This window comes from Rhizobium sp. 25PS6, from assembly GCF_032464655.1.
GTDB classification, from domain to species: Bacteria; Pseudomonadota; Alphaproteobacteria; order Rhizobiales; family Rhizobiaceae; genus Rhizobium; species Rhizobium laguerreae.
In genome coordinates this window covers 88,593-104,294 of record NZ_JAWDIV010000006.1, presented here as the reverse complement: position 1 = coordinate 104,294, position 15,702 = coordinate 88,593, and the positions used below count along the sequence as shown (strand labels likewise).

The following is a 15,702-nucleotide window of genomic DNA, read 5'->3' as shown; positions in this document are numbered from 1 at the left end:
CATAGCGGACTTGCGCCGGCAAATCTCATGATATCCAGTGATGGCATATCGATTTTGGTGATGATTGAGCCCGGCCGGAGCGGACGGGATCAAGCCGTCGGGCGCGTGGCGAGAAGATCGCGGATTTCCGTCAGCAGTTGAACGTCTGCCGGCGGCGGTGGCAGCTCTTCCGGTGCAGCCTTTTCCTGGCGCTCGACCTGGGCACGCAGGGTGTTCACGCCCTTGACCATTAGAAAAATGATCCAGGCGAGAATGAGGAAGTTGATGAGCACGGTGAGGAAACTGCCATAGGCAAACACTGCTCCCTGGGCGCGGGCGGCGGCAAGCGTCGGCGCGTTGACGGCCGTCGAGAGTGGGAGAAAGTAATTCGAAAAATCGAAGCCGCCGAAAATGGCCCCGACGATCGGCATAATGAGGTCATCCACCAAAGATTTGACGATGCCGCCGAAGGCGCCGCCGATGATGACGCCGACGGCAAGATCCATGACATTGCCGCGGGCGATAAAGGCCTTGAACTCGTTGAGCATCGGATCCGTCTCCCTTCGATACAATCGTTTTTATTAGCTACATCTTCATTGCAATTAATCAATCGGCAATCGCAATTATCGGCAATACCTCCCCCGCGGTCTTTGACTTAAGGCCTATATGCCAGCAATTTTCAAAGCGCCTGAAATGACTTAAGCTGCCCACGTTGCGGGAGGTCCCGGCGTGTTTTCCGCCGGCGGAGGGTCAATGCTTCCAGGCTGGGTTATATTTGCGTCTGCCTTCGGCTATCTGCTCCTGCTTTTCGCCGTGGCAAGCTATGGCGACCGCAAGAACCGCAGCCAGGGCACGCTCGGCCTGGGCACGCTGGAAGGCGGATGGCCGGTGGTCTATGCGCTGAGCCTTGCCATCTACTGTACCTCCTGGACCTATTTCGGCAGCGTCGGGCTTGCGGCGCAGCGCGGCCTTGAATTTGCCGGCATCTATATCGGCCCGATCCTGGTCTTCACGCTCGGCATGCCGCTGCTTCGCCGCATCATCGAGCTCGCCAAGGCGGAGAAGCTCACCTCGGTCGCCGATTTCGTCGCGGCGCGCTACGGCAAGAACCCGACGGTCGCCACGATCGTCGCACTGATCTCGCTGATCGGCGCCATTCCTTATATCGCGCTGCAGCTCAAGGCGATCTCGAGCACCGTCAGCGCCATGGTCAATCCGTCCGATTACGGCATAGGCAGCGGCAATCTCTATTTCCTCGACCTGCCGCTCGCCGCGACGCTGGTGCTTGCCTGTTTCGCCATCATGTTCGGCACGCGGCATACGGATGCGACGGAGCATCAGGATGGCCTGATCCTCGCCGTCTCTATGGAATCAGTGGTCAAGCTCGTCGCCTTCCTGACAGCCGGCGTCTGCGTCGTCTGGTTTCTGTTCGACGGTCCGACTGATCTCTGGCGCAAGACCGTCGACAACGAGCTGGTCATGTCGGCGCTCAGCTACCATACGCCGATCAGCCGCTGGATCACCCTGATCATCTTGTCGGCCTTTGCGATTATCCTGCTGCCGCGGCAATTCCATGTGACGGTTGTCGAAAACCGAACTCCGAAACAGCTGAAACTCGCAGGTTTCCTGTTTCCCACCTATCTCATCGCCATCAATCTCTTCGTGCTGCCGGTGGCAATCGGCGGGCTCTTGACCTTCGGCGGCACCGGCAATGCCGATTTCTACATGCTGTCGCTGCCGCTTGCCGGCCAGATGCCCGTCATTTCGCTGATCATCTTCATCGGCGGTTTCTCCGCCGCAACGGCGATGGTCATCGTCGATTCCGTCGCACTGTCGATCATGGTGTCGAACGACATCATCATGCCGATCTTCCTCAGGCGCAAACTCGCCGGCCGCGCCGGCCAGCGCGACAATTTTGCCAAGACGCTGCTCAACATCCGCCGCAGCGCCATTTTCGCCGTGCTGCTGTTCGGTTATGCCTATTACCGCTCGACCGACAGCACCGCCGGCCTTGCCTCGATCGGCCTTCTTTCCTTTGCCGCGATCGCGCAAATCGCCCCAGCGCTTTTCGGCGGGCTGATCTGGCGGCGGGCGAATGCGCGCGGCGCGATCCTCGGGCTGACCTCCGGCTTCGTCATCTGGATCTACCTGCTGTTCCTGCCCTCGCTCGGCGGCCCCGATTATTCCTATGTGGCGAGCGCCGTGCTCGGCTTCATCTTTCCCGGGACCACGCTGTTCACCGCGCCCGACGCCGATCCGCTGGTCAATGCGACGGCGATGAGCCTGATGGTCAACAGCGCCTTTTTCGTCGTCGGCTCGCTCACCCGCAACGCCAAGCCGCTGGAGCGCATTCAGGCCGGCATCTTCGTCAAGCGGCATTCGCGTTCGCAATTTGCCACGCGCGGCTGGAAGACCCGCATCAGCGTCGGCGATCTCAAGGCAGCGATCTCGCGCTATCTCGGCGAAGAGCGCATGCAGCGCTCGCTCACGACCTACGAACAAAGCTCCGGCCGCAAGCTGGAAGACGAGCAGCCGGCCGATATGGCGCTCATCCACTTCAGCGAACAGCTGCTCGGCAGCGCCATCGGCTCGTCCTCGGCCCGGCTGGTGCTGTCATTGATCCTGCAGAAGATCGAGGATGCCTCTTCCGACACTGCCTGGCTGCTCGACCAGGCGAGCGAGGCGCTGCAATATAACCAGGACATGTTGCAGACGGCGCTTTCGCAGATGGACCAGGGCATTGCCGTCTTCGACAGTTCCAACCGGCTGACGATCTGGAACCGGCGTTTCCGGCAATTGCTGGATCTGCCGGAAAGTGCCGGCCAGGTCGGTTTTCCCTTGTCCGAAATCGTCACCACGCTCAGCCAGCGCGGCGACATCGCGCCCGGCGATCTCAGCCAGACGGTGCGGCATTTCCTGACGCTCGACAAACCTTTTTCGCTGGTGCTCGGCGGCGGCGAGCGGATCATCGAGGTGCGCTCCAATGCCATGCCCGACAAGGGCATCGTCGCCACCTTCACCGACATCACCCAGCGTGTCAGTGCCGACAGAGCACTGAAACAGGCGAATGAGACGCTGGAGCAGCGCGTTGCCGAACGTACGGCCGAGCTTACCCGCGTCAACCGTGAACTCGGCGAGGCGCGCGCCGCCGCCGACGAGGCGAATATCGGCAAGACACGCTTTTTCGCCGCCGCCGGCCACGATATTCTGCAGCCGCTCAACGCCGCCCGGCTCTATTCCTCGGCATTGGTCGAGCGCATGGCGCAATCCGACAACAGCCCGATCGTGCGCAACATCGATTCCGCGCTGGAATCGGTCGAAACCATTCTCGGCGCGGTGCTCGATATCTCCAGGCTCGATACCGGCGCCATGCGGCCGCGGCTCGCCTCCGTCGCGCTCTCCGACCTCTTGGAGCGTATCCAGACCGACTTTGCGCCGATCGCCCGCGAAAAGCAGCTGAAGCTGATGATCATGCCGACGTCGCTGCGCGTCCGCTCCGATCCCAACCTGCTTCGCCGGCTGGTGCAGAACCTGGTTTCCAACGCCATCAAATACACGATCACCGGCAAGGTGCTGGTCGGGGCGCGGCGGCGCGGCAACCAGGTGATCATCCAGGTGATCGATTCCGGCATCGGCATCCCGCCGTCGAAATTCCGCACCGTGTTCAAGGAGTTCGCGCGGCTGGACGAAGGCGCGAAGACCGCCTCCGGCCTCGGGCTCGGCCTGTCGATCGTCGATCGCATCGCCCGGGTGCTCAACCATCCGGTCGAGCTGCAGTCGACGCATGGCAAGGGCACGGAATTCCGGATCGCCATGCCGCTCGACGTCTCGCGTCCGGCCGCGGCCGCAGCAGCGGTTACGCCTGCCGACCGTCCCGGCCAGCCGCTCAGCGGGCTGAAGATCCTCTGCATCGACAACGAGCCGAAGATCCTCGAAGGCATGCGGCTCTTGATCAACGGCTGGGGCTGCGAGGTGGAGGCGCTCAATTGCCTCGCCGAGGTCACCACCGTCGATGGCCAGGAGGGACCGCCTGACATCGTCATCGCCGATTATCACCTCGGCGACGGCACCGGCATTGCCGCGATCCTGCATCTGCGCCGGCAATTCGGCGCCGATATCCCCGCTTTGCTGATCACAGCCGACCGCACGCCGGAGGTGCGCAGCGAGGCCGAGCGATACGGTATCGCCGTTCAGCACAAGCCGGTGCGGCCTGCGGCGCTGCGCGCCTATATCACCCAGATTTCCGGCCTCAAGCGCGCCGCCGCGGAGTAATACAAAACTCAGTCCGTCGCGTTCATGACACGCGCAACCAGATCACGCACGCGCCTTGTCGCCGGCACATCGCCAAACAGGATGCGGTATATGATCGGCGCCACGACCTGGTCCATGACGCGCTCGACATCCGGAAAGACCTCGCCGCGGACCTTTGCCCTCTCGGCGATGACGCCGATCTGTTGGCGGGTAAATTCAGCGCATTTGCAGGCGTTCGCGCCCGCCTGCGCCGCCAGCACGTCGCGGATCATCTCTCGGCCCGGCCCGGAGGACATTTCCTCGGCATATTGCTCGGCCCAGGCTTGAAGATCGGCCTTGCCGCTACCGGCATCGATCGGCTCCATATCCGGCCGCAGCCGATCGACGGCGACATCGGCAAGAAGCTCCTGCAGGTCGCCCCAGCGGCGATAGATGGTCGACGGCGTTACCCCCGCCTTGCCGGCAATCAGCGGGATCGTCACCTCGGCGCGGCTCATCTCGGCCATCAGCTCACGGACCGCCTTGTGCACCGATGCCTGAACCCGGGCGCTTCTGCCGCCCGGACGAAGATTCTCTTTCACTGTCATGCGTGCAACCCGACTTTCACTCCTTGACACCGATGGTTCAAAATCTTTGACTGACCTATTAATGCAAATAATTTGCTTTTATGAAATGTCCCCTCTACATAAGCTAACGCAACGGCTTAGCTTTAAGGGGCTTATATATGTTCGCCGCAGCCAAATCCACCGAGAATTCGCCGCGCCCCTCGATCGGCTTTCATGCGCTGACGCTCGCGACCTTTTTCGGCGCCTCCGCGGCGCCAACGCCGCTCTACCGGATCTATCAGGAAAACTTCTCCGTCTCGCCGGTGCTGATCACGGTGATCTTCGCGGTCTACGCCTTCGCGCTGCTGGCGGCGCTGCTGATCGCCGGTTCGATCTCCGACCATCTCGGCCGCAAGCCGGTGATCTTTTTCGCCCTCGTTCTCGAAATCGTCGCCATGGCGCTCTTCGTTGTCGCGAGCGGTCCCGGCTGGCTGATCGCGGCGCGGATCGTGCAGGGGCTGGCAACGGGGATCGCCGGCGCCTCGATCGGAGCGGCGCTCGTCGATGTCGACCGGGCAAAGGGACAGATCGTCAACTCGATCGCACCGCTTTGCGGCATGGCGGTGGGGGCAGTGGGCACCAGCGCCCTGATCCAATTTGGCCCCTTCCCGATGCATCTGGTCTATGCGCTGCTGCTTGCCGCCTTCACGCTGCAGGCGGCGGCCATCTGGCTGACAGGCGAGACCGGCGGCAGGCGGCCGGGCGCTCTCGGCTCACTGATACCGCGGGTCACCGTTCCCAAGCAGGTGAAGCGGCCGCTCTCGCTGGTGACGCCGATCAACATCGCCAACTGGACGCTTGCCGGCTTTTATCTCTCGCTGGTCCCGTCCTTGGTCGCCAGCACAACCGGCAGCCGCGCGCCGCTGACCGGCGGGGCCGTCGTCACCGCGCTGATGGTGAGCGGAGCAATCGCCGTCTATCTCCGGCGCAGCAAGACGGCCTCGGCCAATCTGGTTTTCGGCGTGTCGGCCAAAACGCTCGGCATCCTGACGGTCGTTGCCGGCGTGCATCTTGCCAATGTGCCGCTGCTGCTCGTCGGCACGATTTTTACCGGCGTCGGTTTCGGCACCAATTTCCTCGGGTCGATCGGCACTATCATGCCGCTTGCCAAGGCGGACGAGCGGGCCGGGCTGCTGTCGGCCTTCTACGTCCAGAGCTACCTCGCCTTCAGCCTGCCGGCGATCCTGGCCGGGTTCCTGGCGAAGTCAGCCGGTTACGCGCTGACGACGGATATCTATGCGACGGCGATCCTGCTTTTGATGGGCGTCGGAGTGATGAGCATTCGCGCCGACCGGCGGAAGGTCGCGGGGAGTGCTGCCTGACATTCCTCACGGTTTGAGATCGAGCAGCGCCCGGCCGCTGCCGTCCATGGCGAAGGGCACCGAGGCGTGCTGGTGGGCAACCAGCCATCGGCCATCCTGCTTGACGAGGCCGAGCGTCTGGCGGAACCACAGATCGACGGCGGCGCCGTTGGTCTTGGTCCCGGTCATGCGCGTGAGGCCGCTCCAGAAAGCGACATCCTCGCCAACCGTCAGTCTGGCATCGCGCACATCGCCGCCGATCGGGCCTTCCCAGGTATCGAACCAGGCCTGCAGGCCCGCCTCGTCCTTGCCGTAATAGACCAGCGGCGGCGCCAGCGAAAATTCGATCTCATCCTCGGTCTCGTAGGAAAGCGCATCCTTGGCATTTTTTTCGCCCAGCGCCTTGGCCCGCATCATCAGCATGGCGATGATCGCCTCTTCGTCGATCCTGGCATTCGCTTCGTCTTTCACAATCGTTCTCCTTCTGCGTTATGGACAGAGGACGAAGGGGAGGACGACGATCCGACATCGACTTCGAGCTGAGCATGATGTCGTCCGAAAACCGCTCACACTTTTCGGCATCATGCTCTAGAGATAACTCGTCACCGCCGGTTCGTTCCACCAGGCATCGTGCCTGCCGTCGGCATAACGGACCGGCAGTGCTGCCAGTTCCTCAGGGGTGATATCGTCGAGGCAGGCGATGTTGATCGAGACATAGGCGCCGCCGATCGCTTCGACATAACCGTCGCCATAGGCCGGCACACCGCAGGTGCGGCAGAAGCGGTGATGACCGCTCATGGTGTTGAACTGATAGTCGGAGGTTTCCGCCTGGTCGCACATCAGCCGGAAGTCCTCCGGCTTGACGTTGGCGCCCCAATAACGCCGCTTGGCGCAGATCGAGCAATTGCAGCGGCCGGTGCCCTCCTCGAGGTCCATGTCCACCTCGTAACGCACTTTGCCGCAATGGCAGCTTCCCTTGTAGGTTTTCTTCACGGCGCTTTCCTCCTTCGGCGTTGCCTTCAGTCTACTGATATGACAATATGTTGTCATTATGGATGAGATACAAAATCGACAACATGTTGTCAAACAAGATCGACCGGAGCGGACGATGGAGGGGGATGCCTTTTCCGCTTTCGCAATCACCGCCCTTCGCCTCGCCGGTCATCTGACGGCGGCGGGCGACCAGTTGGCAAAGCCGGCGGGACAGACGAGCGCGCGCTGGCAGGTGTTGGCCGCGGCACGACGCGGCGGCATGTCGGTGGCGCAGATCGCCCGCGCGCTCGGCCTCGCCCGCCAGGGCGTGCAGCGGCTTGCCGACGTGCTGGAAAGCGAAGGTCTGATCGCCTATGCCGACAACCCGCAGCACCAGCGCGCCAAGCTGGTGCGGCTGACGGCAGAAGGGGCGGCGCGGCTCGGTGTCATCGAGATCGCGCAAGCTGATTGGGCGGACGGGCTTGGCGCTGCGTTTACGTCAGCAGAACTCGATGCGGCGCGGGCGGTGATGGCGCGGGTCATGGAAATGCTGGAGGGTAGCGAGGCGGCAGGCGGTTGAGCGCGTTACCTGTCTTGCGAGGCTTGTTGTCGCCAGCGTCGAATTCAGTTTGGCGAAACGAAAGATTCTTTAAAGTCGTGCCGTGGCCGCCCCCCCTCTGCCCTGCCGGGCATCTCCCCCACAGGTGGGGAGATCGGCAAGAAGCCATGCCTCGCCCTCAATTTACGATTCATGTGACGGCCAGTTGGTTGGGGAAACCATCGCGCCCATCCAATCTCCCTCCTTGTGGGGGAGATGCCCGGCAGGGCAGAGGGGGGTGGCGCGGACGCATTTCTTGGGCACAACATCAGCCAAACACAAAAAAAGGCCGGGGTAACCCGACCTTCCCTGCTATCTCGACGAACCGTGCCGGTACATCCGTGGTCACGATCCGGAGATGATATTTAGAGCCCTGCTGCATATTTGCAGCAAGTCAAAGTGTTACAGCGTCCTTTGCGCGTCTAGAAGACGCGCGGCGCTGTAAAAGGCTCAGGCCGCCTGGAGGCGGTCTGCCGACATCTTGCCGGACTTGTTGTCGCGGACGAGCTCGTAAGACAGCTTCTGGCCATCCTTGAGATCGCGCATGCCAGCGCGTTCAACGGCAGAGATGTGGACGAAAACGTCGGCTGCGCCGTCATCCGGCTGAATGAAGCCGAAGCCCTTGGTTGCGTTGAACCACTTTACGGTACCTGTGCTCATGACGATATCCTTTTCGAATCGTTCATAGAAGAATGCAGCTCGGATAAATGCCAAGCGGCGATGAAAACCGATTTTGGAGGAAGTTCGCCAGGAACGACGCAAGGCCGTTTCAAAGTTCATCTAGCAAGATCGATGCGCGAATATGTAATCGGAAATTGTGTCCGTGACAAGGCCGCAGCAAGGGAAAGTCAAATTCAACCGGCGAGGGTGAAGTTGAATAATTCTTGAACGACGTACCGTGGGCCGCCCCCCTCTGGCCTGCCGGCCATCTCCTCCCCCACAGGTGGGGAGATTGGCCAGTAGCCTGCTCACCGGACCTCTTTAGCGTCTTGTCGTAACGGATAAGATGGGGGAAGCCGCAGCGCCCAGCCAATCTCCCTCCTTGTGGGGGAGATGCCCGGCAGGGCAGAGGGGGGTGGCCACGGCAGGGTGGTAAAGGCGGCCTAAGCCGCCTTCCCCACCTTCGCATAGGGGTCGAACCGACCGTAGAACGTCTCGCCCTTGGCGGCCATGTCCTTCAGCAGCGGCGTCGGCTTGAAGTGACTTCCGTAAGCATCAGCTAACTTTTCCGCCAATTCCACGAAAGCCTTCGCACCCATCCCGTCGATATAGCTCAGCGCCCCGCCGGTATAGGGCGCGAAGCCGAATCCGAGGATCGAGCCGACATCCGCCTCGCGCGGATCGGTGACGATACCTTCCTCGACCGTGCGGGCGGCTTCCAGCGCGATGGTGACGAGGAAACGTTGTTTGAGGACGTTGACGTCAACCTCATCCGCCGGCTTCTGCGGATAGAAGGTCTTGAGGTCTGGCCAGAGGGACTTCTTCGCCGGTTTCGGCGGGTAGTCGTAGAAGCCCTTGGAATTCTTGCGGCCGAAACGGCCCTCCTTTTCCACCATGCGGGAGATGAGTTCCATATGCCTGGGGTCGATGGCTTTTTCGCCGAGATCGGCGACCGTGGCCTTGAGGATCTTCAGCGAGAGGTCGATAGCGACCTCGTCGTTGAGCGCCAAGGGACCGACCGGCATGCCGGCCATCTTGGCGGCATTCTCGATCATGGCAGGCGGCACACCCTCGATCAGCATGTCGTAGCTTTCCGACATGTAGCGCAGCACGCAACGATTGACGAAGAAGCCGCGGGTGTCGTTGACGACGATCGGCGTCTTCTTGATGGCTGCAACATAGTCGAGAGCGACAGCCAGCGCTTTGTCGCCGGTGTCGCTTCCGAGGATGACCTCGGTCAGCATCATCTTCTCGACAGGCGAGAAGAAGTGGATGCCGATGAAATCCGCCGGGCGTTTCGAATTCTTGGCGAGACCTGAGATCGGCAGCGTCGAGGTGTTGGAGGCGAAGATCGCGCCTTCCGGCAGCACGGCTTCGACCGCCTCGATGACCGCTTTCTTCACCTCGCGATCCTCGAACACCGCCTCGATGACGAGATCGGCATTGGCGAGGTCGGCATAGTCTGCCGAGGGCGTGATGCGGGAGAGCAGTGCAGCCGCCTCGTCCTGCGTAAGACGCCCCTTACCGACAGAATCCTTGACCAGACCTTCGGAGACGATCTTGCCCTTGGTCGCTGCTTCGATGTCGCGATCAATCAGCGTCACGGGAATGCCGGCGGCGGCGGTGACATAAGCGATCGAGGCCCCCATGAAGCCGGCGCCGACGACGCCGACATGTTTCAGCTCGGTCTTCGCATGACCAGCCGGGCGGCGGGCGCCCTTGCCGAGCTCCTGCATGGAGATGAACAGCGAACGGATCATCGAGAAGGCTTCGCGGGTCTGCAGCACCTCGGTGAAATAACGCTGCTCGACCTTCAGACCCGTGTCGAACGGCACCTGCAGGCCTTCATAGACGCATTGCAGGATGGCAAGCGCTGCCGGATAATTGCCCGATGTTTCCCGGCGCAGGATCGCCGGAGCTGCCGGCCAGAGCTGGGCAGATGCCGGCGTCCAGATGCCGCCGCCGGGCGCCTTGAAGCCCTTCTCGTCCCAGGGGGCGACCGGCTTCAGGCCATCCTTGATCATCTGCTTGGCGGCGGGGATGAGCTGATCCGGCTCGACCACCTGGTGCACGAGGTTCATCGCCTTGGCGCGGGAGCCGGTCAGCGACTGGCCCGTCGTCATCATCTGCAGCGCATCCTGGGCATTCGCCAGCCGCGGCACACGCTGGGTGCCGCCGGCGCCGGGGAAGATACCGACCTTCACCTCGGGCAGTGCGATCTTGACGCTCTTGGCATTGGAGGCGACGCGGCCGTGGCAGGCGAGCGACAGTTCGAAAGCGCCGCCCATGCAGGTGCCATTGATGGCGGACACCCAGGGCTTGCCCGATGTTTCGAGCTTGCGGAACAGGCCACTCATGCGGCCGACCAGACCGAAGAGGTTCTGCACCGCCGTCTCTGGGCTCTTTGCCTTCTCCTCCTGGTAGGAACTGAACATCGACTTGATCATCGACAGATCAGCGCCGCCGGAGAAGGAGGACTTACCCGAGGTGAAGACGACGCCCTTGACGGCCGCATCGGCGGTCGTGGCGTCGATGATCGCGTCGAGTTCGACCATCACCTCCGCGGTGAAGACGTTCATCGATTTGCCGGGCATGTCCCAGGTGACGAGAGCGATGCCGTCGGCGTCGGTTTCGAGCGTGAAATTGGTGTAGGTCATTGGGTTTCCTCCCCGATCAGGCCGGCAAATGGCTGCGCTGCGCGTCTAAGGTCTTCGTCTTTTCGGTGACGACATCGCCGGTATGCTTGGTCTCAGACGGCTCGAAAAGCACGATCCAGCATTCCTCCTCGGCAACCGGATTATGCTCGACACCCCTCGGCACGACATGAAAATCGCCGGCGTTCAGATGCACATGCGGGCGGTCGCGATATTCGATGGTCAGCGCTCCCTTCCAGATGAGGAAGAGCTCGTCCTCGTCGCGGTGCGAATGCCAGGCGAGCTGACCCTTAACCTTGGCAAGCTTGACGCTCTGGCCGTTGAGATCGGCGATGACGCGGGGCGACCAGTGCTCACTGACCTCGGCATATTCGGTTTCGATCGTGCCGGTGTTGAAGCCCACCGTCAAACCCTCTCGATAACCGTTGCCGTGCCCATGCCGGCGCCGATGCAAAGCGTCACCAGCGCAGTGTTGAGGTCGCGGCGTTCAAGTTCATCCAGCACCGTGCCGAGGATCATAGCGCCGGTGGCGCCGAGCGGATGGCCCATGGCGATGGCGCCGCCATTGACGTTGATCCTGTCGTGATCGATGTCGAAGGCCTGCATGTAGCGCAGCACCACGGCAGCGAAGGCCTCGTTCAACTCGAAGAGGTCGATGTCGGCAAGGCTCATGCCTGATCGTATCAACAGTTTCTCGGTGACGTCGACAGGCCCGGTCAGCATCAGGGCCGGATCGGAGCCGATATTGGCGAAAGCCCTGATGCGGGCGCGCGGCTTTTTGCCCATGCTCTCACCGCCGGCTTTGGAGCCGAGCAGGACGACGCTGGCGCCATCGACGATGCCGGAGGAATTGCCGGCATGATGAACATAGTTGATGCGCTCGATCTCAGGATGGGCCTGGATGCCGACGGCCTCGAAGCCGCCCATCTCGCCGGGCATCTGGAAGGACGGATTGAGGGAGCCGAGCGCCTGCATGTCGGTGCCGGGGCGCATGTGTTCATCCTTTGCCAGGATCGTCAGGCCATTCTGATCCTTGACCGGGATGACCGACTTGTCGAACCAGCCCTTTTCCCAGGCATGGGCGGCACGCTTCTGGCTCTCGACCGCGTAAGCGTCGACATCGGTTCTGCTGAAGCCGTATTTGGTGGCGATCAGATCGGCCGAGACGCCCTGCGGCATGAAATAGGCCGGGAAATTTACCGACGGGTCCATGAACCAGGCGCCGCCGGACATGCCGAGGCCAACGCGCGACATGCTTTCGACGCCGCCGGCGATGACGATATCGTCGGCCCCTTGGGCGATCTTGCCGGCACCGAAATTGACGGCATCGAGGCCGGAGGCGCAGAAGCGGGAAATCTGCATGCCAGGCGCCTTCGTGGAGTAACCGGCTTCGAAGGCGGCGGCCTTGGGGATGACGGCGCCGGCATCCATGACCGGATCGACGCAGCCCATGATGATGTCGTCGACCGTTCCCGTATCGAGCCCATTGCGGTCGCGGATCGCCTCCAGCGTCTTTGCCGCAAGGCGGACGGAGGGCACCTCATGCAGGGCGCCGTCCTTCTTGCCGCGGCCGCGCGGCGTACGCACGTGGTCGTAAATGAAAACCTCGGTCATCGTCTCATCTCCCTGACGGCAATCTATCTTGCCTCAACTCTTGGAAGGAGGAGATAAGACCCCTCCCCAGCCCTCCCCACAAGGGGGAGGGAGAACCGGCTCAAAACGCTTCGGCGGCCAGTTCCATCATCGTGTCGGCGCCAGCCTCGATGCGGGCCTTGCGAAGCGCGGTTTCCGGCATGAGGCGTTCCATGAAGAAGCGGGCGGTGACCAGCTTGTTCTTCAGGTAATCCTCGCGAGCCGCATCGCCGGATGCAAGGCCATCCTCGGCGGCTTTGGCCATCTTCGCCCACATATAGCCGAGAATGACGAGGCCGAAGAGGTGCATGTAGTCGGTCGAGCCGGCGCCGGCATTATCGGGTTTGGCCATGGCGTTCTGCATGAACCACATGGTCGCGCCCTGGACGTCGTTCAAGCCCTTCTTGAGATGCTTGGTGAAGAAGGAGAGTTTTTCGTTGCTGCGGTTCTCCTCGCAGAAATCACCGATCTCCTTGAAGAGGGCCATGGCGGCGCGGCCGCCGTTCAAGGCGAGCTTGCGGCCAACGAGATCGAGCGCCTGGATGCCGTTGGCGCCTTCATAGATCATGGCGATGCGGGCATCGCGCACATACTGGCTCATGCCGTGCTCTTCGACATAGCCGTGGCCGCCGAAGACCTGCTGAGCCATGACGGCATGATCGAAGCCCTTATCTGTCATCACGCCCTTGAGGATCGGGGTGACGAGGCCGAGAATATCGTCGGCCGTCTGCCGCTCCTTCTCGTCGCTAGCGCGGTGGGCGATATCAGACCTGAGCGCGGTCCAGAGCAGGAAGGCGCGGCCGGCCTCGTTGAAAGCGCGGATGGTCATCAGCGTGCGGCGAATATCCGGATGGACGATGATCGGATCGGCCTTCTTGTCCGGCGCCTTGGGGCCGGACAGCGAACGGCCCTGGATGCGGTCGCGGGCATAGCTGGCGGCGTTCTGATAGGCGATCTCGGAAATGGCGATGCCCTGCAGGCCGACCATCAGGCGGGCCTCGTTCATCATCACGAACATGGCGTTGAGGCCGCGGTTTTCGGCGCCGATCAGAAAGCCGGTCGCCTCGTCGTAATTCATCACGCAGGTGGCGTTGGCGTGGATGCCCATCTTGTGCTCGATGGCGCCGCAGGAGACAGTGTTGCGGGCGCCGAGCACGCCGTCCTTGCCGACGAGGAATTTCGGAACGATGAAGAGCGAGATGCCCTTGGTGCCTTCGGGCGCACCCTCGATACGGGCCAGCACCAGATGGACGATATTGTCGGTCAGGTCGTGCTCGCCGGCGGAGATGAAGATTTTCTGGCCAGAGATCTTGTAGCTGCCGTCAGCCTGCGGCACCGCCTTGGTGCGCAGCATGCCGAGATCGGTGCCGCAATGCGGCTCGGTGAGGTTCATGGTGCCAGACCACGTGCCGTCCACCATCTTCGGCAGATAGGTGGCCTTCTGCTCGTCGGAACCGTGGACGAGGAGTGCCGCGATCGCGCCCTGCGTCAGGCCCGGATACATCATCAGCGACATGTTCGCGGCCGAAGTATATTCGCCGACGGCGGTATGCAGCGTATAGGGAAGCCCCTGCCCGCCGAATTCCTCCGGCACCGCAAGACCGATCCAGCCGCCGTCGCGATAGGCTTTATAGGCTTCCTTGAAGCCCTTCGGCGTCGAGACGCTGGCATCGTCGTGACGCGTGCAGCCTTCCTGGTCGCCGGAATAGTTCAACGGAAAGAGAGCTTCCTCGGCAACCCTTCCGGCCTCGCCGAGGATCGCTTCGATCATATCGGGGGTCGCGTCGGCAAAACCCGGCAGATTGTTGTAGCGCTCGAGACCCAGTACGTCGTTCAGGACGAAAAGCGTATCGTTCACCGGGGCCTTGTAGACTGGCATCTCTCAAATTCCTCCCATTCGACTGACCGGATCGCGCCGGCCTTGGGCACTGTCTTACAAAATATTGACGTTTGCGTAAACGTCAAATTCTGCGCTTGTGCCGTCTTTTCCTGAAAAAATTCGAGAGCACGAATCCGCGGCGATGAAGCACTGGCGGAGCAGACGCCATCTCATCTTCCTTGTCCATCGCAGAACGAAGTGTCGGCCGGGCAGTAGCGCAGGTCGTTCCGACGTCCTAAGTCTGTGGGACGATCCATCGAGGAAGACATCATGACCGACTTTCCCTATGAGAGCGCGCTGATTGTCGGCGCGGGCTACGGCATCAGCGCATCGCTTGCCCGGCAATTGTCGGCGCAGGGCGTCAAGGTCGGGCTCGCCGCCCGCAATGTCGAAAAACTCGAGGCGCTGGTCGATGAAACGGGCGCCAGCGCCTTTACCGCCGACGTCTCGCAGCCGGCGAGCGTCGCAGCACTGTTCGAAGAAGCCGCCGCCGCAATCGGCGGGCCTGACGTGGTGATCTTCAACGCCAGCGCGCGTCAGCGCGGCCCACTGGCCGAACTCGATCCCGCCGCGGTCGAGAAGGCGATTGCGACCACTGCTTTCGGCGGTTTCCTGGTGGTGCAGCAGGCGGCGCGACGGATGATCCCGCGCGGCCGCGGCGCCATCCTCATCACCGGCGCGTCGGCAAGCGTGAAGGGCTTTGCGCAATCGGCCCCCTTCGCGATGGGCAAGTTCGCGCTGCGCGGCCTTGCCCAGAGTGCCGCCCGCGAACTCGGGCCGATGGGCATCCATGTCGCGCATTTTGTCATCGACGGCGCGGTGCGCTCGCAGATCCGGCCGGACCGGGTGGAGAAGCCGGATGGCACGCTGCTGCCGGATGCGATCGCCCAGACCTATATCGATGTGCTTCGCCAGCACCGCAGCGCGTGGTCGCTGGAGGTGGAAGTTCGGCCCTGGACGGAGAGCTTCTGAGCCCTGCTGGCGGGCGGCTATCGCTACGAATACTACGATATTCCCGACACCGATCTCGGCCAGGTCTTCGTCTATGGCCCTAAAGGCGTGAAGATCGAGCTGCAATATCCAGGCCGGCCTGAGCGCGCGAGCGGCCATTCGATATGACGCGTTCGGGGGCAATTGCCGCCAAAAACGGCGTTTGGAACACAAACGTTAA

General features: G+C 62.2%; 13 protein-coding genes. 4 read left to right on the top strand and 9 right to left on the bottom strand.

The window, feature by feature from the left end; translation table 11 throughout:
- Positions 1–89 precede the first annotated feature (89 nt).
- Positions 90–527, bottom strand: coding sequence for a large conductance mechanosensitive channel protein MscL (gene mscL, locus RWK44_RS10740; RefSeq protein WP_168283833.1), 438 nt, complete (start codon positions 525–527; stop codon positions 90–92).
- A 205-nt stretch (positions 528–732) separates the two neighbouring features.
- Between mscL and RWK44_RS10735 the strand changes: the two genes are divergently transcribed.
- A complete protein-coding gene (locus tag RWK44_RS10735) occupies positions 733–4,251 on the top strand; it encodes a PAS domain-containing hybrid sensor histidine kinase/response regulator (protein WP_168283832.1) in 3,519 nt (1,172 codons plus the stop codon).
- A gap of 8 nt (positions 4,252–4,259) precedes the next feature.
- Here RWK44_RS10735 and RWK44_RS10730 read toward each other — a convergent pair whose 3' ends face one another.
- Positions 4,260–4,817, bottom strand: coding sequence for a TetR/AcrR family transcriptional regulator (locus RWK44_RS10730; protein ID WP_168283831.1), 558 nt, complete (start codon positions 4,815–4,817; stop codon positions 4,260–4,262).
- A 137-nt stretch (positions 4,818–4,954) separates the two neighbouring features.
- Here RWK44_RS10730 and RWK44_RS10725 point away from each other — a divergent pair, with 137 nt between their 5' ends.
- Complete coding sequence (locus RWK44_RS10725; RefSeq protein WP_131663084.1) at positions 4,955–6,157, top strand: MFS transporter; 1,203 nt, start codon at positions 4,955–4,957, stop codon at positions 6,155–6,157.
- Between the two features lie 6 nt (positions 6,158–6,163).
- Here RWK44_RS10725 and RWK44_RS10720 read toward each other — a convergent pair whose 3' ends face one another.
- Together RWK44_RS10720 and RWK44_RS10715 are read right to left on the bottom strand one after the other, a co-directional pair.
- A complete protein-coding gene (locus tag RWK44_RS10720; protein WP_316028778.1) occupies positions 6,164–6,607 on the bottom strand; it encodes a YybH family protein in 444 nt (147 codons plus the stop codon).
- Positions 6,608–6,724: 117 nt separating this feature from the next.
- Positions 6,725–7,129, bottom strand: a complete 405-nt coding sequence (locus tag RWK44_RS10715) for a GFA family protein (protein WP_131663082.1) — start codon at positions 7,127–7,129, stop codon at positions 6,725–6,727.
- Between the two features lie 115 nt (positions 7,130–7,244).
- Between RWK44_RS10715 and RWK44_RS10710 the strand changes: the two genes are divergently transcribed.
- On the top strand, positions 7,245–7,688 hold the full coding sequence (locus RWK44_RS10710; RefSeq protein WP_316028777.1) for a MarR family winged helix-turn-helix transcriptional regulator: 444 nt from the start codon (positions 7,245–7,247) through the stop codon (positions 7,686–7,688).
- 468 nt (positions 7,689–8,156) lie between these two features.
- Here RWK44_RS10710 and RWK44_RS10705 read toward each other — a convergent pair whose 3' ends face one another.
- The 5 genes from RWK44_RS10705 to RWK44_RS10685 all read right to left on the bottom strand — a co-directional run bounded on the left by RWK44_RS10705 (position 8,157) and on the right by RWK44_RS10685 (position 14,531).
- Positions 8,157–8,366, bottom strand: a complete 210-nt coding sequence (locus RWK44_RS10705; protein ID WP_003545273.1) for a cold-shock protein — start codon at positions 8,364–8,366, stop codon at positions 8,157–8,159.
- A 443-nt stretch (positions 8,367–8,809) separates the two neighbouring features.
- A complete protein-coding gene (locus tag RWK44_RS10700; RefSeq protein ID WP_168283829.1) occupies positions 8,810–11,023 on the bottom strand; it encodes a 3-hydroxyacyl-CoA dehydrogenase NAD-binding domain-containing protein in 2,214 nt (737 codons plus the stop codon).
- Between the two features lie 16 nt (positions 11,024–11,039).
- Positions 11,040–11,423, bottom strand: coding sequence for a cupin domain-containing protein (locus RWK44_RS10695; RefSeq protein ID WP_168283828.1), 384 nt, complete (start codon positions 11,421–11,423; stop codon positions 11,040–11,042).
- A 2-nt stretch (positions 11,424–11,425) separates the two neighbouring features.
- Entirely contained in the window at positions 11,426–12,634 is a 1,209-nt protein-coding gene (locus RWK44_RS10690) for an acetyl-CoA C-acetyltransferase (protein ID WP_131663079.1), read from the bottom strand.
- Between the two features lie 100 nt (positions 12,635–12,734).
- On the bottom strand, positions 12,735–14,531 hold the full coding sequence (locus tag RWK44_RS10685; protein WP_316028776.1) for an acyl-CoA dehydrogenase C-terminal domain-containing protein: 1,797 nt from the start codon (positions 14,529–14,531) through the stop codon (positions 12,735–12,737).
- 270 nt (positions 14,532–14,801) lie between these two features.
- On the opposite strand from RWK44_RS10685, the gene RWK44_RS10680 reads away from it, so the two are divergent.
- Positions 14,802–15,503: an SDR family NAD(P)-dependent oxidoreductase gene (locus RWK44_RS10680; protein ID WP_221944333.1), complete on the top strand. Its 702-nt coding sequence runs from the start codon at positions 14,802–14,804 to the stop codon at positions 15,501–15,503.
- The last annotated feature ends 199 nt before the right edge of the window (positions 15,504–15,702 follow it).

What these genes read in the sequence shown, in the direction of transcription:
- mscL (WP_168283833.1), bottom strand. Translation starts at nt 527, where the DNA reads ATGCTCAACGAGTTCAAGGCCTTTATCGCCCGCGGCAATGTCATGGAT.
- RWK44_RS10735 (WP_168283832.1), top strand. Translation starts at nt 733, where the DNA reads ATGCTTCCAGGCTGGGTTATATTTGCGTCTGCCTTCGGCTATCTGCTC.
- RWK44_RS10730 (WP_168283831.1), bottom strand. Translation starts at nt 4,817, where the DNA reads ATGACAGTGAAAGAGAATCTTCGTCCGGGCGGCAGAAGCGCCCGGGTT.
- RWK44_RS10725 (WP_131663084.1), top strand. Translation starts at nt 4,955, where the DNA reads ATGTTCGCCGCAGCCAAATCCACCGAGAATTCGCCGCGCCCCTCGATC.
- RWK44_RS10710 (WP_316028777.1), top strand. Translation starts at nt 7,245, where the DNA reads ATGGAGGGGGATGCCTTTTCCGCTTTCGCAATCACCGCCCTTCGCCTC.
- RWK44_RS10705 (WP_003545273.1), bottom strand. Translation starts at nt 8,366, where the DNA reads ATGAGCACAGGTACCGTAAAGTGGTTCAACGCAACCAAGGGCTTCGGC.
- RWK44_RS10700 (WP_168283829.1), bottom strand. Translation starts at nt 11,023, where the DNA reads ATGACCTACACCAATTTCACGCTCGAAACCGACGCCGACGGCATCGCT.
- RWK44_RS10690 (WP_131663079.1), bottom strand. Translation starts at nt 12,634, where the DNA reads ATGACCGAGGTTTTCATTTACGACCACGTGCGTACGCCGCGCGGCCGC.
- RWK44_RS10685 (WP_316028776.1), bottom strand. Translation starts at nt 14,531, where the DNA reads ATGCCAGTCTACAAGGCCCCGGTGAACGATACGCTTTTCGTCCTGAAC.
- RWK44_RS10680 (WP_221944333.1), top strand. Translation starts at nt 14,802, where the DNA reads ATGACCGACTTTCCCTATGAGAGCGCGCTGATTGTCGGCGCGGGCTAC.